Consider the following 24,606-nt stretch of genomic DNA (forward strand, 5'->3'; position numbering starts at 1 on the left):
TTGTACCCCTGTTGTATCTATGCTGTGCGCATGCCATCAGCACCTCCCGCGGCCGACCGCGTCTACATGCACGTCAAGCAGGCCGTTCTCGACCGCCGCTACGAGGGAGGGACGCTGCTGACCGAGGGCGAACTCGCCCAGGCCGTCGGGGTGTCCAGGACTCCTGTACGGGAAGCGCTGCTGAAGCTGGAGATGGAAGGGCTGCTCAAGCTCTACCCCAAGAAGGGCGCCCTCGTCCTCGCCGTCTCCGCGCAGGAGATCGCCGACGTGGTCGAGACCCGGCTGCTCGTCGAGGAGTTCGCGGTCCGCCGGGCCGTCCCCGCCTCCGCCACGCTCGTCGAGCGGCTCGAGGAACTCCTGGAGGAGCAGAAGCGGCGCGCCGAGGCCGGGGACCTCGCCGAGGTCGCCGCCACCGACCGCTCCTTCCACGCCGAGATCGTCAAGCACGCCGGCAACCAGATCCTCGCCCGCCTCTACGACCAGCTGCGCGACCGTCAGCTGCGGATGGGCGTCGCCGTCATGCAGTCCCAGCCCGACCGGATCGCCAAGAACATCACCGAGCACGCCGAGATCCTGGAGCGGATCAAGGCCGGTGACACGGAGGGCGCGGCCCACTGCGTCCGCCAGCACCTGAGCTGGGTCAAGGTGCTGGTCCGGGGTGAGGCGAGGTGAGCCGCGACGGACACGGTTCCGCCGTCACCCTCCCCGGTGACCCGCCCGGCGGCCGGCGCGCCGCCCTCATCTGGGGCGTCGGCGTCGCCGTCTACTTCGTCGCCGTCATCTTCCGTACGTCCCTGGGCGTCGCCGGACTCGACGCCGCCGACCGTTTCGACGTCAACGCCTCCGCCCTCTCCACCTTCTCCATCCTCCAGCTGCTGGTCTACGCCGGCATGCAGATACCCGTCGGCCTCATGGTCGACCGGCTCGGCACCAAGAAGGTGCTGACCCTCGGCGTCGTCCTCTTCACCGTCGGCCAGCTCGGCTTCGCGCTCTCCCCTTCGTACGGCACCGCGCTCGCCGCCCGCGCCCTGCTCGGCTGCGGCGACGCGATGACCTTCATCAGCGTGCTGCGGCTCGGCACCCGCTGGTTCCCCGCCCGGCGCGGCCCGCTCATCGCCCAGGTCGCCGCGCTCTTCGGGATGGCCGGCAACCTCGTCTCGACCATCTTCATCGCCCGCGCCCTGCACGACCTCGGCTGGACGACCACCTTCGTCGGCAGCTCGGTCGCGGGCGTCCTCGTCCTGGTCCTGCTGCTGCTCTTCCTCAAGGACCACCCCGAGGGCCACGAACCGCCGCCCGCGCCGCACGCGGGAGCCGCGTTCGTCCGCCGCCAGATCGCCGAGTCCTGGCGGGAGCCCGGCACCCGGCTCGGCATGTGGGTGCACTTCACGACCCAGTTCCCGGCGATGGTGTTCCTGCTGCTGTGGGGCCTGCCGTTCCTGGTCGAGGCCCAGGGCCTCTCGCAGGGGGTCGCCGGGGAGCTGCTGACGCTCGTCGTGCTCTCCAACATGGTGGTGGGGCTCGCGTACGGGCAGATCATCGCCCGCCACCACACCGCCCGGGCCCCGCTCGCCCTCTCCACGGTCGCGGCGACCGCGCTGCTGTGGGGCGCCACGCTCGCGTACCCCGCCGACCGGGCGCCGATGTGGCTGCTGATCACCCTGTGCGTGGTCCTCGGGGCCTGCGGACCGGCCTCGATGATCGGCTTCGACTTCGCCCGCCCCGCCAACCCCCCGGAACGGCAGGGAACGGCCTCGGGCATCGTCAACATGGGCGGTTTCACCGCCTCGATGACGACGCTCCTCGCGGTCGGCGTCCTCCTCGACGCCACCGGCGACGACTACCGGATCGCCTTCGCGTCGGTCTTCGTCCTGCAGGCGCTGGGCGTCGTGCAGATCCTGCGGCTGAAGTCCCGTACCGCGCGCAGGGAGAAGGAACGCCTGGTGGCGAGCCGCGTCGAGGCGGTCCACGTACCGGCGTAGACCGCGCTGTCGGTCATCAGGTCACGGGGTACCTGGCGTCATGGGGCAACGTGGCCACGGGGTCACGGCGTCACAGGGCCACGTGGTCACGGGCATCACGGCGTCACGTGGTCACGGGGTCACCGCGAAGTTGTCCAGGATGGCCTGGGCCAGCTCCGCGTCGCCCTCGATCTTGATCCGGTCGGCGACGGCCGCCGGCCGGACCCGGCCGCAGGCGAGGCGTACGTACGTCTCCCAGTCGAGCGCCAGCGTCACCGCGGGACCGAGCGACGGCGCGCCGTCGACCGAGCCGCGGCCCTCGCCGTCGACCCGGACCGTCCGCAGGAACTCCACCGGGCCGTGCACATCCACCACGACCGCCGAGTTCGCGGGCGCTCCCGCGTCCTTCGCGACGACCTTCGGCAGCGCCGCGAGCAGGTTGTCGCGGACCACGAGCGCGCCGGGGGAGTCCAGGTTGCCCGGCCGGCCGAGCGCGACCCGCAGGTCCTGCTCGTGCACCCAGACGTCGAAGGCGCGCATCCGGTAGGCCACTTCGAGGGTCTGCTCGGCGCCGAGAGGGGCGCGCATCAGATGGTCGGGCTGCCGGTTCTCGTTGCGCAGCTGGCGGGCGCGGCGGATCAGGATGTACTCCAGCTCCGAGGTCATCTCGGGGCCGGTGTGGTGCCGGCGCACATCGACCTGCATCTCCATGTACCGGGCGAACTCACCGCGTACGTGGTACAGATCGCGCGGCAGCGAGTGGATCGGCCGCGGGTCCCCCAGCATCTCGCACTCCATGCCGATCACATGGGACACGATGTCGCGTACCGACCAGCCCGGGCACGGTGTCGCGCGGTTCCATTCGCCTTCCACGAGCGGCTGCACCAACTCGGATATCGCTTCGATGGAGTGGGTCCAGGCGTCGGCGTAGGTCTGGAGGCTGGGATGGACGGTCACGGGACCCCTCGGCGGTTCTGCGGTGCGCGGGCTGACGATCGAGCGGACAGGCGGGCTGGAGACAAGACTGCGTGGGAGGCTCGGACGCTAAGTTACGCTGCCCGAAGGCACCCCGGCAGTGCTTTCGTGTGACGATCGTAGGCTGTGTTGACGGTTCGAATGCCAGGACGGTGGTAGTGTGCGCGCCTCCCTCATCCAGATTGCAGTAGACCCGGACGAACCGGTCGCTTCGCGCCGTGCGCGCGTGGCCGAGCTGGTACGCGCGGAGCGCGGCGCCGCGGACCTCGTGGTCCTGCCCGAGTTGTGGCCCATGGGCGCCTTCGCGTACGAGTCCTTCGCGGCGGAGTCGGAGCCGCTGCGCGGCCCCACGTACGAGGCGATGGCGGCGGCCGCGCGGGACGCGGGGGTCTGGCTGCACGCGGGCTCGATCGTCGAGGCGGCGGAGGGCGCCCTGTACAACACCTCGCTGGTCGTCTCCCCGTCCGGGGACCTGGCGGCGAGCTACCGGAAGATCCACCGCTTCGGCTTCGACAAGGGCGAGGCGGTGATGATGGCGGCGGGCGAGGACCTGGTGACGTTCACGGTCCCGGAGCTCACCTTCGGTGTCGGCACCTGCTACGACCTGCGCTTCCCGGAGCTGTTCCGGGGCCTGGTGGACGCCGGCGCCGAGGCCTTCGTCGTCCCGGCGGGCTGGCCGGCCCGCCGCCGCGCCCACTGGACGCTGCTCGCGCGGGCGCGGGCGGTGGAGAACCAGGCGTACATGCTGGCCTGCGGCACGGCCGGCACTCACGCGGGCGTGGAGCAGGCGGGTCACTCGATCGTCGTCGACCCCTGGGGCGAAGTCCTGGCGGAGGCGGGCCCGGGCGAGGAGATCCTGCGCGTGGAGCTGGACGCGGCGCGGGTGGCGACGACGAGGGAACAGTTCCCGGCGCTGAAGGACAGGGTGCTGTAGGGGCCGCTCGCGCCCCGCGGAACGGTGCTCCCCGGTCCTCTTGCTCCGGCAGGCAGGCCCTAGTCCCCCCGCTCCGCCATCCGGATCACGCACACCGCGACCGCGATGAGGAGCGCGGTGTCGGTGTCGTCCCGGACGACGTTCACGGCGTACGTGTCGCGGACGCGGAACCACTGCCGGGAGATGTGGGCGAGGAGTTCGCCGTCGTACTCGACGGTGAACTCCCGGTCCAGGATCCGCCCGCTGACGTCCAGTTCGGTGCCGTCGACGAGGGTGACCCGGTAGTGGTTGCGGAGCAGCGAGAGCCGTTTCCTGCGGATCGTGGCGAGCGGCCGGTCGTCCCGCTCGATGGTCATCGCGTCCCGCAGGCTGAACATCTTCTGCCGCAGGGTGACCAGCACCCGGCCCATCGGATCCTTCAGCTCGAGCGTGTCGCGCAGGCGCAGGGCCTTCCCGTCGACGAGGAAGGCGTGGCGGCCGTGCTCGTCCTCGATCCAGTAGTCGTCACCGACCGCGAAGATTTTGTCCCGTACGAGGTATTTCATACCGGGATGCGTGCCCAAATCGGAGGCGATCCACTCCGTCCCGCCCCTAACGTGAGGCGGCATGACCAACATATGGGTGGGGCAGAAAGTGCGCCTGCGGGCCGTCGAGCCCGAGGACTGGGAGGGCTTTCGCGCACTGGAGCAGGACACCGTCGACCTGCGCAACGCGGACATCGTCACACCGCCGCGCTCGGCGGAGGGCTTCCGCTCCTGGACCGCGGAGCGGGCGGGCCGGGAACCGGGCGGTGAGGCCTTCCGGCTGGTCGTCGAGGCACTGTCCGACGGTGCCTTCGCGGGATCGGTGACGGTCGGGGGCATCGACACCCGTGCCGGGCACTTCAAGTCGGGCATCGAGATCACCCGCGACCGGCGCGGCAAGGGATACGGGAGGGAAGCCGTGGCGCTGCTCCTCACGTACATGTTCGCGGAGCGGCGCCTCCACAAGTGCGAGGTCGAGATCCACGCCTTCAACGACGCCTCGCTCGCCCTCCACCGCTCGCTCGGCTTCGTCGAGGAGGGCCGGCTCCGCGAGCACGAGTACTTCGCGGGCGCCTACCAGGACCTCGTCCTGATGGGCCTCACCGCCGACGAACACTGGACCGCCCATCCCCGTCCCTCCGTGCGCTGAGGGGGGCGGCGCCGAGCCCGGGCCGACGGCCCGCTCCCACTGGCGCGGGGCGGCCCGCTTCGTAAGGTCGTGACGGCCCGTTCACGGGCGGATGGCAAGCTTGAAGCATGAACGATGCCGCCCCGGCGCCCACCCCTGCGCCCGCGTCCGAGTCCGTACCCCGTCGTCGCGCCCGTGTCCGTGCCCCCGAGCTGATCGGCAAGGGCGGCTGGATCAACACCGGCGGGAAGGACCTGAAGCTCGCCGACTTCCGAGGTCGCACATTGATCTTGGATTTTTGGACCTTCTGCTGCATCAACTGCCTCCACGTCCTCGACGAACTCCGTGAACTGGAGGAGAAGCACCGGGACACGCTCGTGATCGTCGGTGTCCACTCGCCCAAGTTCGTGCACGAGGCCGAGCACCAGGCCGTCGTCGACGCCGTCGAGCGGTACGAGGTGCACCACCCCGTGCTCGACGATCCCGAGCTGGCGACCTGGAAGCAGTACGCCGTGCGGGCGTGGCCGACGCTTGTCGTCATCGACCCCGAGGGGTACGTCGTCGCCCAGCACGCGGGTGAGGGGCACGCCAACGCCATCCGGACGCTCGTCGAGGAACTGGAGGCCGAGCACGCCGCCAAGGGGACGCTGCGGCGCGGCGACGGGCCCTACGTGCCGCCGGAGCCGGTCGCGACCGATCTGCGCTTCCCCGGGAAGGCCGTGCTGCTCGACAGCGGGAACTTCCTCGTCTCCGACACGACGCGCCACCAGCTCGTCGAGCTCGCCGCCGACGGCGAGACCGTGGTGCGGCGGATCGGGGACGGCGAGTTCCGGGAGCCGCAGGGGCTCGCGCTGCTCCCCGACGGGAAGGTCGTCGTCGCCGACACCGTGAACCACGCGCTGCGGACCTACGACCCGGCGACCGGCGCGATCGAGCGGATCGCCGGCACAGGCAAGCAGTGGTGGCAGGGATCGCCTACCTCCGGGCCCGCCCTCGACGTGGACCTGTCCTCGCCGTGGGACGTGGCCTGGTGGCAGGGCAAGGTGTGGATCGCGATGGCCGGCGTCCACCAGGTGTGGACCTACGACCCGGAGACCGGGACGGTCCAGGTCGCGGCCGGTACCACCAACGAGGGGCTCGTCGACGGGCCCGCCGCCGAGGCCTGGTTCGCGCAGCCCTCGGGCCTCGCGGCCACCGAGGACCGGCTGTGGATCGCCGACTCCGAGACCAGCGCGGTCCGCTGGATCGACACCGAGGGCGCCGTGCACACCGCCGTCGGCACCGGTCTCTTCGACTTCGGCCACCGCGACGGCGCCGCCGGCCAGGCGCTGCTCCAGCACCCGCTCGGCGTGACGGCCCTCCCCGACGGCTCGGTCGCGATCGCCGACACGTACAACCACGCTCTGCGCCGCTTCGACCCGGCGACCGGCGAGGTGACGACGCTGGCCACCGATCTGCGCGAGCCGAGCGACGCCGTGCTCGTCGGCGACGAGATCGTGGTCGTCGAGTCCGCCCGGCACCGGCTGACCCGGCTGCGGCTGCCCGAGGAGGCCGTCCAGGTCGAGGCGGTCGCCCACCGCACGCAGCGCGAGGCCACCGAGGTCGCCCCCGGCCGCCTCCGGCTCGACGTCGTCTTCCAGGCGCCCACGGGCCAGAAGCTGGACGAGCGCTACGGGCCCTCCACCCGGCTCCTGGTCTCCTCGACCCCGCCCGAGCTGCTGCTCGACGGCGAGGGCACGGGCACCGACCTCTTCCGGGAGCTGGAGCTGAACCCGGAGATCACGGACGGCGTCCTGCACGTCTCCGCCATGGCGGCGTCCTGCGACGACGACCCCGCCAACGAGTACCCGGCCTGCCATGTGCACCAGCAGGACTGGGGGGTTCCGGTGCGCCTCACGGCCGACGGCGCCTCCCGGCTGCCGCTGATCCTCGCCGGGATGGACGCCGCCTAGGGCCTGTCCGGCGGCGTCGTCAACCCAGCAGACCCTGGTTCCTGGACGGGCGGTTCGCCGCGCCGTCCAGGCAGCCGGAGACCCAGGCGGCCGGGTCGTGGACGGCCCGGTCGCCGCCCATCCCCGTGCGCTGCATGGCCGCGCACTCCCCGGCCAGCAGGGCGCGGGCACGCTCCCCGGTCGGGTCCGCCTTCCGGATGCGGACGGCCTGCAGATAGCCGCCCTCGTAGGCGATGTCCGTGCCCCACGGCGGACGTTCGTTGTACCGGGCGACGAGGAGGCCCGTCGCGGCCGTGCCCATCAGCACGGCCGCGCACAGGCAGGCGATGAACTTCCCCCGGGGCGGGCCCACATGACGATCCATGAGGTCGACGGTGTCAGGTGGGACCTTTCCCGGATGTTTCGCCGGACGGGTCGGAACAACCGAGAGCTCCGATCAGCCCTCCAGGAACGCCACCAGCGCGTTCGCCAGCAGGTACGGGTCCTCCGCGCCGCAGAGTTCGCGGGCGCTGTGCATCGACAGGCAGGCCACGCCGATGTCGACCGTGCTGATGCCGTGCCGGGCCGCCGTGATCGGGCCGATCGTCGTGCCGCACGGCATGTCGTTGTTGGAGACGAACGTCTGCCACGGCACGCCCGCCTTCTCGCAGGCCGCCGCCCACACCGCCCGGCCGCTGCCGTCGGTCGCGTACCGCTGGTTGACGTTGACCTTGAGGATCGGGCCGCCGTTGGGGCGCGGGTGGTGCGTCGGGTCGTGGCGCTCCCCGTAGTTGGGGTGGACGGCGTGGCCGACGTCGGAGGAGAGGCAGATCGAGGCGGCGAAGGAGCGGGCGCGGTCCTCGTAGGCGCCGCCCCGGGCGTAGATCGAGCGTTCCAGGACGTTGCCGAGGAGGGGGCCCTGGGCGCCGGTGTCGGCCTCGGAGCCGTTCTCCTCGTGGTCGAAGGCGGCGAGCACCGGGATGTAGGGCAGGTCGGCGCGGCCGGCGACGGCGGCCAGGGCGGCGACGCCCGCGTGAACCGAGATCAGGTTGTCCATCCGGGGCCCTGCGACGAGTTCGCGGTCGCGGCCCAGGTAGGAGGGGGCCTCGATGGCGTGGACCATGAGGTCCCAGCCGGCGACGTCCTCGGCGTCGACGCCCGCCTCCTCGGCGACGAAGCGGATCAGGTCGCCCTCGTGGACCTCGCCCAGGCCCCAGATCGGCTGCATGTGGCGCTGCCGCTCCAGCTTCAGGCCCTCGTTGGCCTGCCGGTCGAGGTGGATGGCGAGCTGCGGGACGCGGAGCACGGCGCGGTCCACGTTCACCAGGTGGTGGCTGCCGTCGCGCAGGGTGAGCCGGCCGGCGAGGCCGAGGTCGCGGTCGAGCCAGGTGTTGAGGAGCGTCCCGCCGTAGATCTCGACGGAGACCTGGCGCCAGCCGCGCGCGCCCATGTCGGGCTGCGGCTTCACGCGCAGGTTGGGGGAGTCGGTGTGGGCGCCGACGATCCGGTACGGGGTGTGGGGGGACGCGCCCTCCGGGACGTACCAGGCGATGAGCGCGCCGCCGCGGATCACGTACTTGCCGCCGGTCGTGCCGTCCCAGGCGGCGGTCTCCTCGACCTGGCGGAAGCCGGCCTTCTCCAGCCGCTCGGCGGCGTTCGCCACGGCGTGGTACGGCGACGGGGAAGCCGCCAGGAACGTCATGAGGTCGTCGGTGTGGCCGCGGTCGAAGCGGGCGGTGCTCGTCATGGGTTCACCTTACGCAGGCCCCGGAATACGGCGCCGGGGCCCCGATAGACGGAACGGAACGTTTCTGTGGGGGACGCGTTCCCGGAGAAAGCGGAACGGCCCACTCCCCTCCCCGGGAGTGAGCCGTTCCTCGTTGGACGTGGCGCGTCGTCGAAGCGACTAGAACGCGGCCTCGTCCAGGTCCATCAGCGAGCCGTCGACCGCCTCGGCGAGCGCGCGCTCGGCGCCCACGCCCGGCAGGACGGTGGCGGCGAAGAACCTCGCGGCCGCGATCTTGCCGGCGTAGAAGGCCTGGTCCTTGGCGGAGGCGCCCGCGGCCAGCTTCTCCGCGGCGACGGCCGCGCCCTTCAGGAGCAGGTAGCCGACGACGACGTCGCCCGAAGCCATGAGCAGGCGCGTGGTGTTGAGGCCGACCTTGTAGATGTTCTTGACGTCCTCGCCGGTCGCCATGAGGTCGTCGAGCATCTTCTTGACGATGCCCTCCAGGTCCACGGCGGCCTTGGTGAGCGCGTCGCGGGCGCCGGCCAGCTCCTCGCCGCCGGTGCCGACCGCGAGGAACTTCTTGATCTCCTCCGAGAGCGCGTTCAGGGACGCGCCCTGGTCGCGGACGATCTTGCGGAAGAAGAAGTCCTGGCCCTGGATGGCCGTGGTGCCCTCGTAGAGGGTGTCGATCTTGGCGTCCCGGATGTACTGCTCGATCGGGTACTCCTGCAGGAAGCCGGAGCCGCCGAAGGTCTGGAGCGACTGCGCGAGCTGCTCGTAGCCCTTCTCGGAGCCGTAGCCCTTCACGATCGGCAGCAGCAGGTCGTTCAGGCCGTGCAGGGCCTTCGCGTCCTCGCCCGCGGCCTCCTTGAGCTGGATCTCGTCCTGCACGGTGGCCGTGTAGAGGACGAGGGAGCGCATGCCCTCGGCGTACGCCTTCTGCGTCATCAGCGAGCGGCGGACGTCGGGGTGGTGCGTGATGGTGACCTTGGGGGCGGCCTTGTCCATGAAGTTCGCCAGGTCGGTGCCCTGGACGCGCTCCTTGGCGTACTCCAGGGCGTTGAGGTAGCCCGTGGAGAGGGTGGAGATCGCCTTCGTGCCGACCATCATGCGGGCGAACTCGATGATGAGGAACATCTGGCGGATGCCGTCGTGCTTGTCGCCGATCAGCCAGCCCTTGGCGGGGTGCTGGTCGCCGAAGGTCATCTCGCACGTGTTGGAGGCCTTGAGGCCCATCTTGTGCTCGACGTTCGTGGCGTACACGCCGTTGCGCTCGCCCAGCTCGCCGGTCTCCCAGTCGAACAGGTACTTCGGCACGAGGAAGAGCGAGAGGCCCTTGGTGCCCGGGCCCGCGCCCTCGGGGCGGGCGAGGACGTAGTGGAGGATGTTCTCCTCCATGTCGTGCTCACCGGACGTGATGAAGCGCTTGACGCCCTCGATGTGCCAGGAGCCGTCCTCCTGCTGGACCGCCTTCGTGCGGCCGGCGCCGACGTCCGAGCCCGCGTCGGGCTCGGTGAGGACCATGGTGGAGCCCCACTGCTTCTCGACGGCGATCTGCGCGACCTTCTTCTGCGCCTCGTTGCCCTCGTTGAAGAGGATGCCGGCGAAGGCCGGGCCGGAGGAGTACATCCACACGGCCGGGTTCGCGCCGAGGATCAGCTCCGCGTAGGCCCAGATCAGGGAGCGCGGGGAGGTGGTGCCGCCGATCTCCTCGGGCAGGCCGAGGCGCCAGTACTCGGAGTCCATGAAGGCCTTGTAGGACTTCTTGAAGCTCGCCGGGACCGGGGCGGTGTTCGTCTCGGGGTCGAAGACCGGCGGGTTGCGGTCGGCGTCGGCGAAGGACTCGGCCAGCTCGTTCTCGGAGAGGCGGGTCAGCTCCTCCAGGACGCTCTTGGCGGTCTCGACGTCCATCTCCTCGAACGGACCGGTGCCGTACACCTTGTCGCGGCCGAGCACCTCGAAGAGGTTGAACTCGATGTCGCGGAGATTCGACTTGTAGTGCCCCATGGCGACGGCTCCGTAAGGATCGGGGAGGCAGGTTCCTCGTACACGTGCGGCGAGTACCAGCGAGTAGCTAATGCTCTCTCCGATGATGCTACCCACCGGTAATAAGAAGCAACCCCTATCCGGTCATCTGTGACGACAATCGCTACGGTCGCCCACTCGCTAGGCTGTGCGCCATGTACGGCTACGAGCAGAATCCGGGTGCCCAGCAGCAGTACGCCCCGCCCCCGCAGCAGCCGATGGCGGGCGGGATGCCGGGCATGCAGGGCGGGATGCCCGGGATGCAGGGGCAGGGGTACGGCCAGCAGCCGCCGCTCTACCCCGAGCCGTCCCCGCCGTCCCTCGCCGACGCCGTACGCGCCTTCACGACGGGCTCCCTGTCCGCCGAGGACTTCCAGCAGATCTTCGCGGGCTCGAAGGTCTACTGCCCGCGCGGCGACAACCCCGGCTTCCTGGCCCTGCACAACACCCAGCAGCCGGTCATCCCCATGTTCACGTCGCTCAAGGAACTGCGGCGGTACGCGGGCAAGGAGTCGAAGTACTTCGTCATCACCGGCGCCGAGGTCATCGACCTCCTCCCGACCGGCTACGGCTTCGTCCTCGACATGGAGGGCGACCACCGGATGGTCTTCGACGCGAAGGCCGTGGAGCAGATGGTCGACTTCGCGATGCGCAGGATGTACGGCTGAGGTCGTAGCTGTAGCCGGCCGTAGCCGTACGGCCCCGGATGCGGCCGTAGCCGTACGGCCGCCCCGCCGCTCCCTACGCCGCCGTCGCGCGCCGGTGGAGGTGCAGGGCGTGCGCGCACCAGATCGCGGCGGCGAGCAGGGCGAGCCCGGCCCCCGCGGCCAGCTCCGCGGGCTCGGGCCGGAAGCCCAGGGCCAGCCGGGTACCCAGGAAGACCAGGACGAAGCCGATCCGGCCGGGCGCGTACACCGGGAACCGCGCGGCGGCGCCGCGCAGCAGCCCGGCCACGATCAGTCCGGCGGCCCCGCAGGCGGCGAGGAGCCCCCAGGGGGAGCCGGGCGCGGCGGCCGGGATGCCGTAGTCGGCAGGACCCCAGGGGACGGCGGCGGCCACCCAGCCGAGGGCGAGGCCGCAGGCGGTGGCCGTGACCACCGACAGCAGGTGCTTCCACCAGGGGCCGGGCCGCGGGGCGGCCGGCTCGTCGTCGCCGGCGACATCGAAGATCTCCATCACGCACGGTAGGACGCGCCGTGGCGCGCCCTGGTTGGCGCGGACGCCGTGGGGTTAGACCTGTGGGGCAGATCTTTGTCATGTCTGTCATGTCCTGATGCCCTTCGGGCCCCCGGGAATGCCCTCGGGGTCCTTCCTGTTCTGCGGGTGTGGCAGAAAGTTCGAGTTTCAACTAAACTCGACTCAGAAGGAGGTTCCGACCATGCCTGCTGTGACTGTGGAGAACCCGTTGACGCTCCCGCGCGTCGCCGCCCCCGCCGACGCCGTCTCCCGCCCCGTGCTCGCCGTGACCACGGCCCCGTCCGGCTTCGAGGGCGAGGGTTTCCCGGTGCGCCGCGCGTTCGCCGGGATCAACTACCAGTACCTCGACCCGTTCATCATGATGGACCAGATGGGAGAGGTGGAGTACGCCCCCGGTGAGCCCAAGGGCACCCCGTGGCACCCCCACCGCGGCTTCGAGACCGTCACGTACATCATCGACGGGACCTTCGACCACCAGGACTCCAACGGCGGTGGCGGCACCATCACCAACGGCGACACCCAGTGGATGACCGCGGGCTCGGGTCTCCTGCACATCGAGGCCCCGCCGGAGTCGCTCGTCCTCAGCGGCGGACTCTTCCACGGCCTCCAGCTGTGGGTGAACCTGCCGGCCTCCGACAAGATGATGGCCCCGCGCTACCAGGACATCCGCGGCGGCCAGGTGCAGCTGCTGACCTCCCCCGACGGCGGCGCGCTGATCCGCGTCATCGCGGGCGAGCTCGACGGCCACGCGGGACCGGGCATCACGCACACCCCGATCACGATGATCCACGCGACGATCCGGCCGGGCGCCGAGGTGACCCTGCCCTGGCGCGAGGACTTCAACGGCCTCGTCTACGTCCTCGCCGGGCGCGGCTCGGCCGGTGCGGAGCGCAGGCCGGTCCACATGGGCCAGACCGCGGTCTTCGGCAAGGGCGGCGCGCTCACGGTCCGGGCCGACGAGAAGCAGGACGGGCACACGCCCGACCTGGAGGTCGTCGTCCTCGGCGGGCAGCCGATCCGCGAGCCGATGGCGCACTACGGCCCGTTCGTCATGAACACCCAGGCCGAACTCCGCCAGGCCTTCGAGGACTTCCAGGCGGGCCGCCTCGGCACGATCCCGGCGGTGCACGGGATGGGTGAGTAACGGTCGTACGAGGAGGGGTGCCGGTACCTCCGGTACGGGGTCGGGTGCGCGCTGGTACGGGGTCGGGTGCGCGCCCGACCCCGTACGCCTGCCGTGCGTTCCCTGACGGAGCGTCACTCGTCCGGCCCGTAGCGCAGGACGACGCGCCGGGCGGCGTGGTCCGGTGGACGGGTGCAGACGCCCCCGCCACCGCCCCCGAACTCGCAGGACCCGCAGTCGCAGGGCCCGCGGCCGCAGAGGCCGCTTCTTCCCGAGGCCGCCGTGCGGACCGCCGCCTGGTGCGCCGTCCTGCTGCTCCTCGCGGGGGTCGTGGCCGTCGGGATCTGGCTGTGCGTGGTGTTCCAGACGGCCGTCACGCCCGTCCTGCTCGCGATCCTGGGCACCGCGCTGCTCGGGCCGCTCTACCGGCGCCTGCTGCGGATGAAGGTGCAGAAGTCGCTCGCCGCCGGGCTCACCGTCCTCGCCGTCCTCGCCTTCGTCGGCGGCGCGACGTACATCGTGGTCGCCGCGCTCATCGAGACCGGCGACCAGATCATCGCCTCGCTGCGGCAGGCCGCCCTCGACATCGCCGACCACCTGGGCGCGGCCGGGACCTCGATCGACGACCTCGCCAAGAACGCGAAGGCGCTCCTGGAGAAGTTCGGCGGGACCGCCGCCTCCGGGGTGATCTCCGGGATCAGCATCGTGGGCCAGGTCGCGGCCATGGCCGTGCTCGCCCTGCTGCTGATCTTCTTCTTCCTCCGGGACTCCCACCGGGCCGCCGACGCCCTGCGCTCCTTCGCCCCCGGCTCGACCGGCGACATGGTGGAGGCCATGGGGCGCCGTGCCTTCGAGGCCGTCGAGGGCTTCATGCGCGGGACGACCATCGTCGCCCTCGTCGACGCCGTCCTCATCACCATCGGCCTGCTGGTCCTGCGGGTCCCCGGGGCGGTGGGCCTGGGCGCGCTCGTCTTCGTGACCGCCTACATCCCGTACCTCGGCGCGTTCCTCTCCGGGGCCATCGCCGTCCTGGTCGCCCTCGCCGACCGGGGCTTCGTCATCGCGCTCTGGGTCCTGGGCGTGGTCCTCGCCGTCCAGGTCATCGAGGGCAACGTCCTCCAGCCCGCGATCCAGAGCCGTACCGTCCAGATGCACCCGGCCGTCGTCATGCTCGCGATCACCGCGGGGGCGTCCGTCGCCGGGATCCTCGGCATGCTGCTCGCCGTACCGGTCACGGCGGCCGCTTTCGGGGTGATCGGCGAGCTGCGCGGCCGGTACGCGCACCAGCCGGGCTGATCTGCCTCGACTACTTCCCGGCGGGCATCGCGCCGGGCTCGAAGGACGCCAGCATCTGCACCAGGGCCGCCTGGTCCGGGCCCACGAAGGGATCGGAGTCGGGGACGGCGGCGATCGTCTCCAGCATCATCGCCGTCATCCGCACGGCGGGCGGCAGATGCGTGGAGAGCACGATCTCCGGGTTCATCTCCCGCAACGGCTCGATCGTCGCCCGGTACTTCCCCTGGTCCACCAGGTGCACCCACGGGCTGTCGATCGTCGCCCACAGCGTCTGGGCGCCGGCCAGCTCCTCCGGCTTGAGGTCGTTCGCGTGCCCGCTCTCCGCCAGTTCCGCCGTCGGCATCGGGCCGCCGAAGCAGTCGGAAGTGAAGCAGATCCCGGTCTTCTCGTCCCAGAAGCCGACGGTGGCCGGGTTGTCGAAGAGCGGCGGGCGGAAGGCGTGGAGCATGCGGTCGCCGACGTCCAGGGACTGGCCCGGGTTGCAGAAGTAGACCCGGTCCATCGGCAGCGGTCGCTCGGTGGTCATCTCCCCGGCGCCCAGGAAGGTGGTGACGACCTTCGCCTCGGGGGCCGCGGCGAGCAGGTCGAAGATGCCGCCCGTGTGGTCCTTGTCCGGGTGCGTCAGCCAGATCCAGCGGACGTCGTCGAGGTCGACGACCGTGGAGAGCGTGGCGACGAAGTCACGGTCGTCGAGGGAGAGACCGGTGTCCACGACCACGGGCTCCTTGGCGGTGACGACGTAGGCGTTCACGGGCAGGTGGCCGATCCCCGGCACTTCGAGGCTGTCGGCGAGGACGGTCGTGTCGCTGCCGACCTTGTGGATGTCCATGGCGTACTCCGTGGTCCCCCCGGCGGCGGCCGTACGACACAAGTCTCCCGCGCCCGCCGACACCCCGCGCGCCGACCTGGTGCCGGCCCGACCCTGACCCGGACGAACGGCCCTAAGCGGGTTCCGGCGAGGCCTCCTCGCCCGACGCCTCACGGGCCGACTGCCCCGACGCGTCTTCCGACGCCTCGCCCGACGCGTCTTCCGTCGGCTTCTCCGGGGGTTCGTTCAGCTCGAACCAGATCGACTTGCCCTCGCCCCGCGGATCCACCCCCCACGCGTGCGCCAGCATCTCCATCAGGACCAGGCCGCGCCCGGAGGACGCCATCTCGCCCGGGTGCCGCTTGTGCGGCAGCTCGTCGCTGGTGTCGGAGACCTCCACCCGCATCCGCCGCCGGCAGGCGTCGTCGCAGGTCACCTCGGCGACGAGCAGCGCGTCGCCGTCCGTGTGGATGAGGACGTTGGTGACCATCTCGGAGACCATCAGGACCGCCGAGTCGATCTGGTCCTCGTCCGTCCAGTCGTGCAGCAGCTGGCGCACGTGCTGGCGGGCCGCCGCGATCCGCTCCGGTTCCGCCTGCGCGATGGTCATCATCGTGCGGCGCGGGGCCTGGCGGGCCGTCCGGCCCTGGCGGGAGAGGAGCAGGACCGCGATGTCGTCCTCGCGGCGGTCGGCCAGCGGGCCGGTCGTGTAGTGCGAGCCGGGGCCGTGGACGGCCTCCACGAGGCTGTCGGCGAGCTCCTCCAGGGACTCGCCCTCGTGCCCTTCGAGCAGCGTACGGATGCGTTCCCAGCCGCTGTCGAGGTCGTGGCCGCCGGTCTCCAGGAGCCCGTCGGTGCACATCATCAGGGTCTCGCCGGGCTCCAGCGTGAACCGGGTCGTCGGGTAGTCGGTGTCGGGGTCGATGCCGAGCGGCAGCCCGCCGGCCGTGGGGCGCAGGAGAACCGTTCCGTCGGTCATCCGGACCGCGGGGTCGGGGTGCCCGGCGCGGGCGAGGTCGACGACGCCGGTGACCGGGTCGATCTCCAGGTAGAGGCAGGTGGCGAAGCGCGCCCCGCCGTCACCCCCACCGCCGCCCTCGTCCTCGTCCTCGCCCTCGCCCTCGCCCCCGCCCTCAGGGGTCTCCCCGCTGGTGATCCCGTACAGGAACCTGGAGGCGCGGGAGAGGACGGCGTCGGGCCGGTGGCCCTCGGAGGCGTACGCGCGCAGGGCGATCCGCAGCTGGCCCATCAGCCCGGCGGCGCGCACGTCGTGGCCCTGGACGTCGCCGATGACGAGGGCGATGCGGCCGCCGGGCAGCTGGATCATGTCGTACCAGTCGCCGCCGACCTGGAGCCCGCCGCCGGTCGGCACGTACCGCGCGGCGACGTGCAGGCCCGGGATGCCGGGGCCGAGGACGGGCAGCATCGTGCGCTGGAGGCCCAGCGACAGTTCGCGCTCGGACTCGGCGACGCCCGCCCGGGCGAGGGCCTGGGCGAGCATGCGGGCGACGGTGGTGAGGACGGACCGCTCGTCGGGGGTGAAGCCGACCGGGTGCTTGAAGGCGGCCATCCAGGCGCCCATGGTGCGCCCGGCGACGATGAGGGGGAGGTAGGCCCAGGACTCCCTGCCGAATCGTTGCGCCAGCGGCCAGGTCACCGGGAAGCGGCGCAGGTACTCGTCCGGTGTCGGGAGATAGATCGCCCGCCCGGTCCGTACGACCTCCGCGGCCGGGTAGTCGGTGTCCACGGACATCGAGGTGAAGGGGCCTTCGTCGCCCGCGTTGTGCCCGTGGTGGCCGATGATCGTCAGCCGCTCGCCGGCGACCCCGAAGACGGCGAGCCCGTCGGGCGAGAACCCCGGCATGGAGAGGGAGGCGGCGACCCGAAGCACCTCCGCGGTGGACCGGGCCTCGGCGAGCGCACGGCCCGCGTCGAGCAGGAAGGCCTCGCGGGAGCGGCGCCAGTCGCCGGTGATGGGCGTACGGGCGGCGGTGCCCGGCTGCGGTTCGGCGACTTCCTGGAGGGTGCCGACGAGCTGGTAGTCCGTGCCCTCGATGAGCGGCTTGGACCTGCTCCGTACGGTACGGATCACCCGTCCGCGGCCGTCCATGATCCGCAGCCGCGCCTCGGCGAGGGTCCCTTCGGCGACGGCGAGGTTCACGACCCCGTCGATCTCGTTCCAGTCGACGGGATGAAACCGGGAGCGTACGGCCGCTTCCGTGAGCTCGACCGGCTCGGCGGGCAGCCCGAGCAGCCGGGCCGCCTCGGCGTCGAGGGTGACGATCCCGGATGCGTTGTCCCAGCGCCACAGGCCGGTCGCGATCGCGGCCAGGACGTCCTCGGTGCGCATTGCCCCACTTTATGAATATCGGACAGAAGGTCGCCACTGAGCGTATTCGAAATGCGATCTTGGGTCGCCCGGTAGGCTTGGCAGGTCTGCCGTCATGTCACGCCACGGCGGCACACCCCCATGGATCCCGAAGACTGGATGAACGACGATGCATCGGTACAGGTCCCACACCTGCGGCGAGCTCCGCGCCTCTGACGTCGGCACCGACGTCCGGCTGAGCGGCTGGCTGCACAATCGGCGCGACCTGGGCGGCATCCTCTTCATCGATATCCGCGACCACTACGGCATCACGCAGCTCGTCGCCCGGCCCGGCACGGCCGCGGCCGAGGTGCTCGACAAGCTGACGAAGGAGACCGTCGTCCGCGTGGACGGCAAGGTCGTCTCGCGCGGCGCGGAGAACATCAACCCGGAGCTCCCGACCGGCGAGGTCGAGATCGAGGCCGCCGAGGTCGAGGTCCTGGGCGCGGCCAAGCAGATCCCCTTCACCGTCAACACGGACGACGGCGTGAACGAGGAGCGGCGCCTGGAGTACCGCTTCCTCGACCTGCGCCGCGAGCGCATGCACCGCAACATCATGCTGCGCTCGGCCGTCATCGCCTCCATCCGTTCCAAGATGGTGGCCCTCGGCTTCAACGAGATGGCGACCCCGATCCTCGCCGCGACCTCCCCCGAGGGCGCCCGCGACTTCGTCGTCCCGTCGCGTCTGAACCCGGGCAAGTTCTACGCCCTCCCCCAGGCGCCGCAGCAGTTCAAGCAGCTGCTGATGATCTCCGGCTTCGACCGCTACTTCCAGATCGCGCCCTGCTTCCGCGACGAGGACGCCCGCGCGGACCGTTCGCCGGGCGAGTTCTACCAGCTCGACGTCGAGATGAGCTTCGTCGAGCAGGAGGACGTCTTCCAGCCGATCGAGAAGCTGATGACGGAGATCTTCGAGGAGTTCGGCGGCGGTCGCCACGTCACCTCCCCGTTCCCGCGGATCCCGTTCCGCGAGTCGATGCTGAAGTACGGCAACGACAAGCCGGACCTGCGGACGGCCCTGGAGCTCGTCGACATCTCGGACGTCTTCGAGGCGTCGGAGTTCAAGGCCTTCGCGGGCAAGCACGTCCGCGCGCTCGCGGTCCCGAACACGGGTGACCAGCCCCGCAAGTTCTTCGACTCCCTCGGCGACTTCGCGGTCTCCCTGGGCGCGAAGGGCCTCGCGTGGGTGCGCGTCGGCGAGGGGGGCGCCCTCACGGGCCCCATCGCCAAGTTCCTGACCGAGGAGAACATCAAGGTCCTCACCGAGCGTCTGGGCCTGGAGCCGGGCCACGCGATCTTCTTCGGCGCGGGCGAGTTCGACGAGGTCTCCAAGATCATGGGCCCGGTCCGGGTCGAGGCCGCCAAGCGCGCCGGCCAGTTCGAGGAGAACGTCTTCCGCTTCGCGTGGATCGTGGACTTCCCGATGTACGAGCGGGACGAGGAGACCGGCAAGATCGACTTCTCGCACAACCCGTTCTCCATGCCGCAGGGCGGCATCGAGGCCCTGGAGACCCAGGACCCGCTGGACGTCCTCGGCTGGCAGTACGACATCGTCTGCAACGGCATCGAGCTCTCCTCGGGCGCGATCCGTAACCACGAGCCCGAGATCATGTTCAAGGCCTTCGAGATCGCGGGCTACTCGAAGGAGACCGTGCAGTCGGAGTTCGCGGGCATGCTCCGCGCCTTCGAGTACGGCGCCCCGCCGCACGGCGGCATCGCCCCGGGCGTGGACCGCATCGTGATGCTCCTGGCCGACGAGCCGAACATCCGCGAGACCATCGCCTTCCCGCTCAACGGCAACGCCCAGGACCTCCTGATGGGCGCCCCGACGGAGCTCGACGAGGCCCGCCTGCGTGAGCTGAACATCCAGCTCCGCAAGCCGGTCGAGACGAAGGTCGTCGAGAAGCCGACGGACGAGCGCCCGATCACGGACGCGGTCCACCCGGACGCGGCGCGGTAACCCGTCCTTCGGACGAGTGAGGGCCCGGGATCTTCGGATCCCGGGCCCTTCGTCGTATCCGGGACGCGGACTACTCGTCCGCGAAGATCTCCTCGGCGGAGCCGACGGTCACCGCCCGAACCAGCCAGCGGCGCAGCACCTCGGGATCGTCGCAGCCGGTGACGCGCTCACGGACGGCGTCGGACACCTCGAGCCCACGCTGCTCCAGGACGATCAGTATGGCGGCGGCACTGCTCTCGGCCCGGCCCTCGGCCCGGAGTTCTTCGGAGAGGTACGACTTGTAGAAGGAGAGGTCCGAGGCCACCAGGTTCCTCCAGATGTCCCGGGCCGGACGCCTGCCCAGCCCTTGTGCGGTGAATTCGACGATCGGGTCGGCGACGTCCTCGGGGACGTCGCGCAGCGCGGCGGACAGCGCCTTCAGTATGGCACCGATGTCCGGATCGCCAGCGTGCGTGATGGCCGACAGGGTGGCCAGTGCCAGATCTCCCCGGGCCCGGACCGGGTCGGTGATCACCGGCATGTTGTGCGGGCCCACGACCGTCGGGCGGACGACGAGGGTGGGCATGTCGGGCGGCCCTGCGGCCACCTCCTGACCGGCCCACTCCGCCGTCGCCCGATCCTGGCAGACGACGAGCAGTGCGGTCGGCAGCCGGTACTTGTTCCACAGGTAGGCGGCGTAATAGGCCCAGGTCCTGGGCTTGTCGGGGTCCTTTCTCCCCTGCGCTTCGATGGCGAGGACCAGAGACCCCTTCGTCGCGCTGTCGAGTCTCAACAAGGTGTCCACGCGGCGTTCGACGGGCGTGGTCTCGGTGAGATCGGTGGGCAGGATGACGGCCTTGATGGGTGTGTCGAGACGGATCCCCAACAGACCCGACAGCCGGCTGAACAGACCAGGGTCGTGCTGGAAGATGCGGTGCATCGCTTCATGGGGTGGGCTGACCATGGATCTCCTCGGTCGTGGTGATGCAGCCGGAGCAGCGGCCGGGGGTCGCGGCCCGGAAGGCGCGGTCGCAGACGTCGCAGTTCTGGAGTGGGTGCGGGACCGTTGGGGTCTCGTCCGCGGCGCGGAACGGTGGCAGGGGTGGAAGCTGTGCGGTGAGGCGGTGGGCCAGGAGCGCGGCGGGTCGGTGCAGGCGCTCCGGCGGGAGGTCGCCGGTCAGGGCCTGCCGGACGGCGCTCGGTGGCATCTGCCGCTCCAGCCAGGCGACGACCCCGGGCGCGAGGTGCTCGGCGTCCGTGGCGGAGAGCCGGATCCGCGGATCCTCGCGGTGGAGGCCGGCGAGGACGTCGATCGCGGTCAGGAGGAGGTCGGGGGCGGGGTAGGCGGGCTGCGGTACGGCGGGGAGGGCGCGGCGCGGGGGCTTGTCGTCCCGACGGGCCGGGCGCTTGGGCTTCACCGGCTCCGTCTCGGTGTCGCCGCCGGTCCGGTCCGGCTGGTTGCAGGAGACCGTACGGGTGACGATGCGGCCGCTGCTGGTGCGTTCGCACGTACGGCGCAGATAGCCGTGGGATTCGAGCTCGCGCAGGGCGCCGGCGATCCGGGCCTTGCCTTCCGGAAAACGGGCGGTGAGGGACCGGATGTCGACGGCGGAGCCGCTGGGCAGGCTTTGGATGTGGACGCCCAGTCCGATGGCGAGCAGCGACAACTCGGCGTGCTGGGCAAGGTGGTTGCCGATCACCGTGAAGCGGGTGGTGTGGCGGACGTTGTCGTGGACGACACCGCCGCAGGTTCGCCGCTGGGGGTGGTTCTTCCCGCCGAAGCGGGACTGCGCGTGCGGACGCACGCTAGTGTGCTGGGTATCCATCAGGAAGGTAGTGCTTCCTCGCTGGTAGGCCCTCGCATCGGGATTCGCACTCCCAGCGGGGGCCGACGCATTTCTGCGGTCGGATGTTCTGTCTCGCCGAGCGTAGATCAGGCAACCCGCCCCGAAGCCAGTCGAGTTGGCACATTTCACCCGAGCGAGTGATCGCCCCGCCACGGGCGGGAGGGGTGGGGTTGGGCAGGGTTCTTTCTCCTCACGTGCCTTGGACCTGGGATCGCCCCTGCCACCGGAGGCCCGCCGGCGGGCCTCCGGTGTGTGGCCCGGGCAGGGCCGCGGTGACATCGCACGGACGGGTGAAGGCTCGGAATCTTCGACGCCCGGGCCTCTGGCATATGCCACGGTGCAGTCATGGCGACTGCGACGAACCCGGCCGTTTCGGCAGGCAACCCTCTACCGTGGGAGGCACCGCCGATCTGGGAGGAGTCTGCCGTGAGCGTTCTGACGCAGGAGGGCTTCGAAGAACTGGCCCGCCTCGGTGAACGGGTGGACGAATCGCTGCGTCTGGAATTCATCGATGGAAGGATCGGGGAGAAGGCTGTGCCGGACGGCGACCACGGGCGGATCATCGCCTGGCTGACGCGCTTGTGCCTGCAGACCAACGCGGACTGGTGGCTCTACCCGGATCAAGGCCTGAGGATCGAGAAGTACCGCAAGGGCAACGCCCGCCCGGACGGCTGCCTCGTTCCGGTGGACGCCTTTGTTGGCCAAGGTGAGTGGGCCAGTGCCGATGGCGTTCTGATGGTCGTCGAGGTGACGGGCGACTCCGACACGGGCCTGCGTGACCGCGTCCTGAAGCCCCGCGCCTACGCCGAGACCGGTATCCCCGTGTATCTGCTGATTGACCGCACCACCGGCGAGGTCAAGGTCCACTCGCAGCCGGACGGGGAACGGTACGAGATGGTGGCCACCGTGCCCTTCGGGAAGACGGTCGCGCTGCCCGACCCGGTGGGCCTGGAACTGGACACGGAGCCGCTGAAGGACTGGGCGAGCTGAGGCCGGTCCGGTCGCAGCAGCCGCACGGGAGTGCCGCGGTTTCAGCAATCGGAGCAGTACGGACCAGCGGGCGCTTTCGGGAAGTCGTCGCGTCCGTCGAGCCAGCCGCAGAGCCGTTCGGCCAGGGTGAGGTCTTCGGGGAACAGAGCGTGTCCGTGTTCAGCGCAGCGGGCGTGGGGATCCCACCCCCACATGCGGCCTTCTGGAGTGCTGTAGTCGACGAAGGACCAGATCGCACAGCCCCAGGTCAAGAGCGGTACAACAGACGGTGGGAAGTCGGGGCGTCCGCGCCAGACCAGGTACTCCTCCAGCAGGCGACCGCTGTCGCTGAAGCTGTAGGTCGTGTCGGTGAGAGACAACGCCGCACCCCAGCGGCCGAAACCACCATCGGCGACTTCGAGATAGATCCGCTTGAGGAGTAGCGGCATCGGATGCCCCACCGCAGCCTCAAGCTCGGCCACGGCCTCGGGAGGCGCAGGCGGCGGCAACTCGCCGGCCGCGTCCTGCTCTCGGATCCGGTGGACTATCTCGTCGCCGACCATGCCGACATTCCTAGCAGATGCCATCGAGAGGTTGGACGAGCCGTCCGAGGTGGAGTGCTAGGCGCGGAGGAACGGATGCGTGCGGGTCAGGAGGGGCGTGGACCCCATGAAAACGAGGTGTGCCCCCTCGCCTTCGACCGAGACCCGGAGGGCTCCGTCGTCGCGCGGGCTCAGCGTGACCGCCGCTTCGCGAACACTGGCGTCCCAGCCTGCGATCCGGAGCTCTTTCACGCGCATGAACTTCACGTAGAACTGAACGGCGTTGTAATTCTTGTGCGCCCAGGCGGGAGGCGGCGACGAGGGGAGGGCCGACGTCTCGAACCCCAAGGTCACCGACGTGCCTCTTTCATCGATCTGCACATAGAACAGCTCGCATTCGTTCAGGCTTGGTGGCGTCGCGTAGGCGTCCGCGAGATCCTTGGCCGAATCGACGATCAAGGTCCAGTCAGAGTCGCCCATGGAAGGTCTTTTCGTCGGTTTCCGGGATGGATTCATGGCGCAGGCTGTCGATCCTCCGGGAGAAGAGGTGACGGGTTCCGTCCGTGCCGTCGGCTGCGATCTTGAAGGCGCTCACGTGTCCCGCCAGAACCGACTCGTTGCTGGTGAAGCGGAGATCCACCCCGGCGCCCGTCACCCGCACGCGCATTCTCCGTTCCCCGCCCATGGGCTGCGCATCGAGGGAAGCCGAGTGGATGGGCGGTTTCCACTCCGTCAGGGAGAGGTCCGCCACCGCGAGGAACTGCAGGTGGCACTGGACGGTGTCGATGTCCGCGCCATCCCACTCCGGAGGGGGCGCCGATGGGAAGATCGAAAGGTCTATCCGGAGGGTGATCGTCGGCCCCCGCCAATCGACATTGATGGCGCGCAGCCGGAATGTGTCGAGAGGTGGGACCTCTCCGTAGAGGGTCGCGAGACTCTCGGCGTTCACCAAGGTCAGACCATCGGTCATGTCAGTAATGCCCTCCGAGCTTCTGATGGCCTGACGGGTGGTCCTGAAAGGCGATGAGGTCCTGACGGGCCCCACCTCGCCCTCAGGCCAAGGACATGGGCCGGCTTCGTCTCGTACGCGTCGGGCTTCTGGCGTGCATCGACTTCGGCTCCTTCAGAGATAGGCGAGGTCTCCGCCCTGCTCGATGAATCCGCTGATCTGGGTTTCCGCCGCCTTGCCTTCGAGAACCTCCGCATCAATCGACAGTCTTTGGAGAGTCTCTGAGTATTCTCGGGTGGGGCAGAAAATGGTGAACCCAGCGTACGGGTGCCTGTTGAGGGGGATACAGGGATAGAGCCCTGCTTGGATGGAAGAGCTCACGTACAGGGAAACCATGCTTCGACGTTGCGACTCCAGGTCAGGTGAGTTCTTGAAGTCTCTCGAGAGTGAGAAATGCTGCTCCATGGCTTGTGACGACCGAACCCAAGTGTCGCCCAATTCTCCTCTGTTCCCGACAGCGCATGCGAATCCAGAGCTCCGGACGTTGAGTTCGCCGATGAATTGACGTACTGCCGGTTCGGTATTCTGAAGTTCCTGATGCGTGGACTCGTAATAGGATAGTGCTTGAAACTCGTGCGTAGCCACGCGCTTCTTCACCTGCCGCGAGAGGTCCGGTGCGTCGCTGCGTGCATCCCACCCTTCCGGCCGGAGATTCGCTTTCCAGGTGAAGAACCCCTCCTGACGCAGGAGGGGGAGAGTGGTGGCCCAGGTGTCGATTTCTGTGAGCGGATCACAGAAGACCCACACAGCTGCGACCTCACCCGGAACGCTCTCCAAGGACGAAATTTGTGCGCCGATTCC

24 protein-coding genes are annotated in these 24,606 nt (G+C 70.1%); 10 read left to right on the forward strand and 14 right to left on the reverse strand.

Annotation, left to right across the window (positions count from 1 at the left end; translation table 11 throughout):
* Window positions 1–30: 30 nt before the first annotated feature.
* Entirely contained in the window at window positions 31–672 is a 642-nt protein-coding gene (locus ACF09C_RS10125; protein WP_392090857.1) for a GntR family transcriptional regulator, read from the forward strand.
* Window positions 669–1,982 (forward strand): nitrate/nitrite transporter, encoded by a 1,314-nt coding sequence (locus ACF09C_RS10130; RefSeq protein WP_392090858.1) that lies wholly within the window; start codon window positions 669–671, stop codon window positions 1,980–1,982. Before ACF09C_RS10125 ends, ACF09C_RS10130 begins: the two co-directional genes overlap by 4 nt.
* A gap of 111 nt (window positions 1,983–2,093) precedes the next feature.
* Here ACF09C_RS10130 and ACF09C_RS10135 read toward each other — a convergent pair whose 3' ends face one another.
* The gene (locus tag ACF09C_RS10135; protein ID WP_392090860.1) at window positions 2,094–2,918 is read right to left on the reverse strand and encodes a maleylpyruvate isomerase family mycothiol-dependent enzyme; all 825 of its coding nucleotides are present in this window, start codon (window positions 2,916–2,918) and stop codon (window positions 2,094–2,096) included.
* 178 nt (window positions 2,919–3,096) lie between these two features.
* Between ACF09C_RS10135 and ACF09C_RS10140 the strand changes: the two genes are divergently transcribed.
* The gene (locus ACF09C_RS10140; protein WP_392090861.1) at window positions 3,097–3,870 is read left to right on the forward strand and encodes a carbon-nitrogen family hydrolase; all 774 of its coding nucleotides are present in this window, start codon (window positions 3,097–3,099) and stop codon (window positions 3,868–3,870) included.
* Window positions 3,871–3,929: 59 nt separating this feature from the next.
* Here ACF09C_RS10140 and ACF09C_RS10145 read toward each other — a convergent pair whose 3' ends face one another.
* Entirely contained in the window at window positions 3,930–4,415 is a 486-nt protein-coding gene (locus ACF09C_RS10145; RefSeq protein ID WP_392090863.1) for an LURP-one-related/scramblase family protein, read from the reverse strand.
* Between the two features lie 61 nt (window positions 4,416–4,476).
* Between ACF09C_RS10145 and ACF09C_RS10150 the strand changes: the two genes are divergently transcribed.
* Both ACF09C_RS10150 and ACF09C_RS10155 read left to right on the forward strand, forming a co-directional pair.
* Window positions 4,477–5,043, forward strand: coding sequence for a GNAT family N-acetyltransferase (locus tag ACF09C_RS10150; protein ID WP_392090864.1), 567 nt, complete (start codon window positions 4,477–4,479; stop codon window positions 5,041–5,043).
* Between the two features lie 107 nt (window positions 5,044–5,150).
* Complete coding sequence (locus ACF09C_RS10155) at window positions 5,151–6,974, forward strand: NHL domain-containing thioredoxin family protein (protein WP_392090866.1); 1,824 nt, start codon at window positions 5,151–5,153, stop codon at window positions 6,972–6,974.
* 19 nt (window positions 6,975–6,993) lie between these two features.
* On the opposite strand, the gene ACF09C_RS10160 is transcribed toward ACF09C_RS10155, so the two are convergent.
* The 3 genes from ACF09C_RS10160 to ACF09C_RS10170 form a co-directional block, all read right to left on the reverse strand.
* The gene (locus ACF09C_RS10160; protein WP_392090867.1) at window positions 6,994–7,338 is read right to left on the reverse strand and encodes a hypothetical protein; all 345 of its coding nucleotides are present in this window, start codon (window positions 7,336–7,338) and stop codon (window positions 6,994–6,996) included.
* Window positions 7,339–7,410: 72 nt separating this feature from the next.
* Window positions 7,411–8,700: a M18 family aminopeptidase gene (locus ACF09C_RS10165; RefSeq protein ID WP_392090869.1), complete on the reverse strand. Its 1,290-nt coding sequence runs from the start codon at window positions 8,698–8,700 to the stop codon at window positions 7,411–7,413.
* A 159-nt stretch (window positions 8,701–8,859) separates the two neighbouring features.
* The gene (locus ACF09C_RS10170) at window positions 8,860–10,689 is read right to left on the reverse strand and encodes an acyl-CoA dehydrogenase (protein ID WP_392090870.1); all 1,830 of its coding nucleotides are present in this window, start codon (window positions 10,687–10,689) and stop codon (window positions 8,860–8,862) included.
* Window positions 10,690–10,862: 173 nt separating this feature from the next.
* Between ACF09C_RS10170 and ACF09C_RS10175 the strand changes: the two genes are divergently transcribed.
* A complete protein-coding gene (locus ACF09C_RS10175) occupies window positions 10,863–11,375 on the forward strand; it encodes an SseB family protein (protein WP_362005575.1) in 513 nt (170 codons plus the stop codon).
* A 73-nt stretch (window positions 11,376–11,448) separates the two neighbouring features.
* On the opposite strand, the gene ACF09C_RS10180 is transcribed toward ACF09C_RS10175, so the two are convergent.
* Window positions 11,449–11,883, reverse strand: coding sequence for a hypothetical protein (locus ACF09C_RS10180; RefSeq protein ID WP_392090872.1), 435 nt, complete (start codon window positions 11,881–11,883; stop codon window positions 11,449–11,451).
* Between the two features lie 202 nt (window positions 11,884–12,085).
* Here ACF09C_RS10180 and ACF09C_RS10185 point away from each other — a divergent pair, with 202 nt between their 5' ends.
* A complete protein-coding gene (locus ACF09C_RS10185; RefSeq protein WP_362415800.1) occupies window positions 12,086–13,048 on the forward strand; it encodes a pirin family protein in 963 nt (320 codons plus the stop codon).
* A 261-nt stretch (window positions 13,049–13,309) separates the two neighbouring features.
* Window positions 13,310–14,323: an AI-2E family transporter gene (locus ACF09C_RS10190; RefSeq protein WP_392091393.1), complete on the forward strand. Its 1,014-nt coding sequence runs from the start codon at window positions 13,310–13,312 to the stop codon at window positions 14,321–14,323.
* Between the two features lie 10 nt (window positions 14,324–14,333).
* Here the strand turns inward: ACF09C_RS10190 and ACF09C_RS10195 are convergent, their stop codons facing one another.
* Complete coding sequence (locus ACF09C_RS10195) at window positions 14,334–15,152, reverse strand: MBL fold metallo-hydrolase (protein ID WP_392090874.1); 819 nt, start codon at window positions 15,150–15,152, stop codon at window positions 14,334–14,336.
* A gap of 112 nt (window positions 15,153–15,264) precedes the next feature.
* Window positions 15,265–17,481, reverse strand: a complete 2,217-nt coding sequence (locus ACF09C_RS10200; protein WP_392090875.1) for a SpoIIE family protein phosphatase — start codon at window positions 17,479–17,481, stop codon at window positions 15,265–15,267.
* A 148-nt stretch (window positions 17,482–17,629) separates the two neighbouring features.
* Here ACF09C_RS10200 and aspS point away from each other — a divergent pair, with 148 nt between their 5' ends.
* Window positions 17,630–19,459 carry an aspartate--tRNA ligase gene (aspS, locus tag ACF09C_RS10205; protein WP_392090877.1) on the forward strand — a complete coding sequence of 610 codons (1,830 nt, stop codon included), beginning with the start codon at window positions 17,630–17,632 and terminating at the stop codon, window positions 19,457–19,459.
* 70 nt (window positions 19,460–19,529) lie between these two features.
* Here the strand turns inward: aspS and ACF09C_RS10210 are convergent, their stop codons facing one another.
* Entirely contained in the window at window positions 19,530–20,402 is an 873-nt protein-coding gene (locus ACF09C_RS10210; RefSeq protein ID WP_392090879.1) for a hypothetical protein, read from the reverse strand.
* Complete coding sequence (locus tag ACF09C_RS10215; RefSeq protein ID WP_392090880.1) at window positions 20,383–21,264, reverse strand: helix-turn-helix domain-containing protein; 882 nt, start codon at window positions 21,262–21,264, stop codon at window positions 20,383–20,385. Before ACF09C_RS10215 ends, ACF09C_RS10210 begins: the two co-directional genes overlap by 20 nt.
* A 366-nt stretch (window positions 21,265–21,630) precedes the next feature.
* Between ACF09C_RS10215 and ACF09C_RS10220 the strand changes: the two genes are divergently transcribed.
* Window positions 21,631–22,275 (forward strand): Uma2 family endonuclease, encoded by a 645-nt coding sequence (locus tag ACF09C_RS10220; protein ID WP_392090882.1) that lies wholly within the window; start codon window positions 21,631–21,633, stop codon window positions 22,273–22,275.
* A 41-nt stretch (window positions 22,276–22,316) separates the two neighbouring features.
* Here ACF09C_RS10220 and ACF09C_RS10225 read toward each other — a convergent pair whose 3' ends face one another.
* The 4 genes from ACF09C_RS10225 to ACF09C_RS10240 form a co-directional block, all read right to left on the reverse strand.
* Window positions 22,317–22,817 (reverse strand): SMI1/KNR4 family protein, encoded by a 501-nt coding sequence (locus tag ACF09C_RS10225; protein WP_392090883.1) that lies wholly within the window; start codon window positions 22,815–22,817, stop codon window positions 22,317–22,319.
* Between the two features lie 57 nt (window positions 22,818–22,874).
* Window positions 22,875–23,276: an Imm50 family immunity protein gene (locus tag ACF09C_RS10230; RefSeq protein WP_392090885.1), complete on the reverse strand. Its 402-nt coding sequence runs from the start codon at window positions 23,274–23,276 to the stop codon at window positions 22,875–22,877.
* Window positions 23,263–23,766: an Imm50 family immunity protein gene (locus ACF09C_RS10235; protein ID WP_392090886.1), complete on the reverse strand. Its 504-nt coding sequence runs from the start codon at window positions 23,764–23,766 to the stop codon at window positions 23,263–23,265. The genes ACF09C_RS10230 and ACF09C_RS10235 overlap by 14 nt, the downstream gene beginning before the upstream one ends.
* Window positions 23,767–23,919: 153 nt before the next feature.
* Complete coding sequence (locus ACF09C_RS10240; protein ID WP_392090888.1) at window positions 23,920–24,582, reverse strand: hypothetical protein; 663 nt, start codon at window positions 24,580–24,582, stop codon at window positions 23,920–23,922.
* Window positions 24,583–24,606: the final 24 nt, after the last annotated feature.

The sequence above is a fragment of the Streptomyces sp. NPDC014870 genome (genome assembly GCF_043081505.1).
In the GTDB taxonomy this organism is placed as follows: Bacteria; Actinomycetota; Actinomycetes; order Streptomycetales; family Streptomycetaceae; genus Streptomyces.

Excerpts from the sequence above, each read along its gene's own strand:
- ACF09C_RS10125 (WP_392090857.1), top strand. The coding sequence starts at position 31 with ATGCCATCAGCACCTCCCGCGGCCGACCGCGTCTACATGCACGTCAAG.
- ACF09C_RS10145 (WP_392090863.1), bottom strand. The coding sequence starts at position 4,415 with ATGAAATACCTCGTACGGGACAAAATCTTCGCGGTCGGTGACGACTAC.
- ACF09C_RS10150 (WP_392090864.1), top strand. The coding sequence starts at position 4,477 with ATGACCAACATATGGGTGGGGCAGAAAGTGCGCCTGCGGGCCGTCGAG.
- ACF09C_RS10155 (WP_392090866.1), top strand. The coding sequence starts at position 5,151 with ATGAACGATGCCGCCCCGGCGCCCACCCCTGCGCCCGCGTCCGAGTCC.
- ACF09C_RS10160 (WP_392090867.1), bottom strand. The coding sequence starts at position 7,338 with ATGGATCGTCATGTGGGCCCGCCCCGGGGGAAGTTCATCGCCTGCCTG.
- ACF09C_RS10165 (WP_392090869.1), bottom strand. The coding sequence starts at position 8,700 with ATGACGAGCACCGCCCGCTTCGACCGCGGCCACACCGACGACCTCATG.
- ACF09C_RS10170 (WP_392090870.1), bottom strand. The coding sequence starts at position 10,689 with ATGGGGCACTACAAGTCGAATCTCCGCGACATCGAGTTCAACCTCTTC.
- ACF09C_RS10175 (WP_362005575.1), top strand. The coding sequence starts at position 10,863 with ATGTACGGCTACGAGCAGAATCCGGGTGCCCAGCAGCAGTACGCCCCG.
- ACF09C_RS10180 (WP_392090872.1), bottom strand. The coding sequence starts at position 11,883 with ATGGAGATCTTCGATGTCGCCGGCGACGACGAGCCGGCCGCCCCGCGG.
- ACF09C_RS10185 (WP_362415800.1), top strand. The coding sequence starts at position 12,086 with ATGCCTGCTGTGACTGTGGAGAACCCGTTGACGCTCCCGCGCGTCGCC.
- ACF09C_RS10195 (WP_392090874.1), bottom strand. The coding sequence starts at position 15,152 with ATGGACATCCACAAGGTCGGCAGCGACACGACCGTCCTCGCCGACAGC.
- ACF09C_RS10200 (WP_392090875.1), bottom strand. The coding sequence starts at position 17,481 with ATGCGCACCGAGGACGTCCTGGCCGCGATCGCGACCGGCCTGTGGCGC.
- aspS (WP_392090877.1), top strand. The coding sequence starts at position 17,630 with ATGCATCGGTACAGGTCCCACACCTGCGGCGAGCTCCGCGCCTCTGAC.
- ACF09C_RS10210 (WP_392090879.1), bottom strand. The coding sequence starts at position 20,402 with ATGGTCAGCCCACCCCATGAAGCGATGCACCGCATCTTCCAGCACGAC.
- ACF09C_RS10215 (WP_392090880.1), bottom strand. The coding sequence starts at position 21,264 with ATGGATACCCAGCACACTAGCGTGCGTCCGCACGCGCAGTCCCGCTTC.
- ACF09C_RS10220 (WP_392090882.1), top strand. The coding sequence starts at position 21,631 with ATGGCGACTGCGACGAACCCGGCCGTTTCGGCAGGCAACCCTCTACCG.
- ACF09C_RS10225 (WP_392090883.1), bottom strand. The coding sequence starts at position 22,817 with ATGGTCGGCGACGAGATAGTCCACCGGATCCGAGAGCAGGACGCGGCC.
- ACF09C_RS10230 (WP_392090885.1), bottom strand. The coding sequence starts at position 23,276 with ATGGGCGACTCTGACTGGACCTTGATCGTCGATTCGGCCAAGGATCTC.
- ACF09C_RS10235 (WP_392090886.1), bottom strand. The coding sequence starts at position 23,766 with ATGACCGATGGTCTGACCTTGGTGAACGCCGAGAGTCTCGCGACCCTC.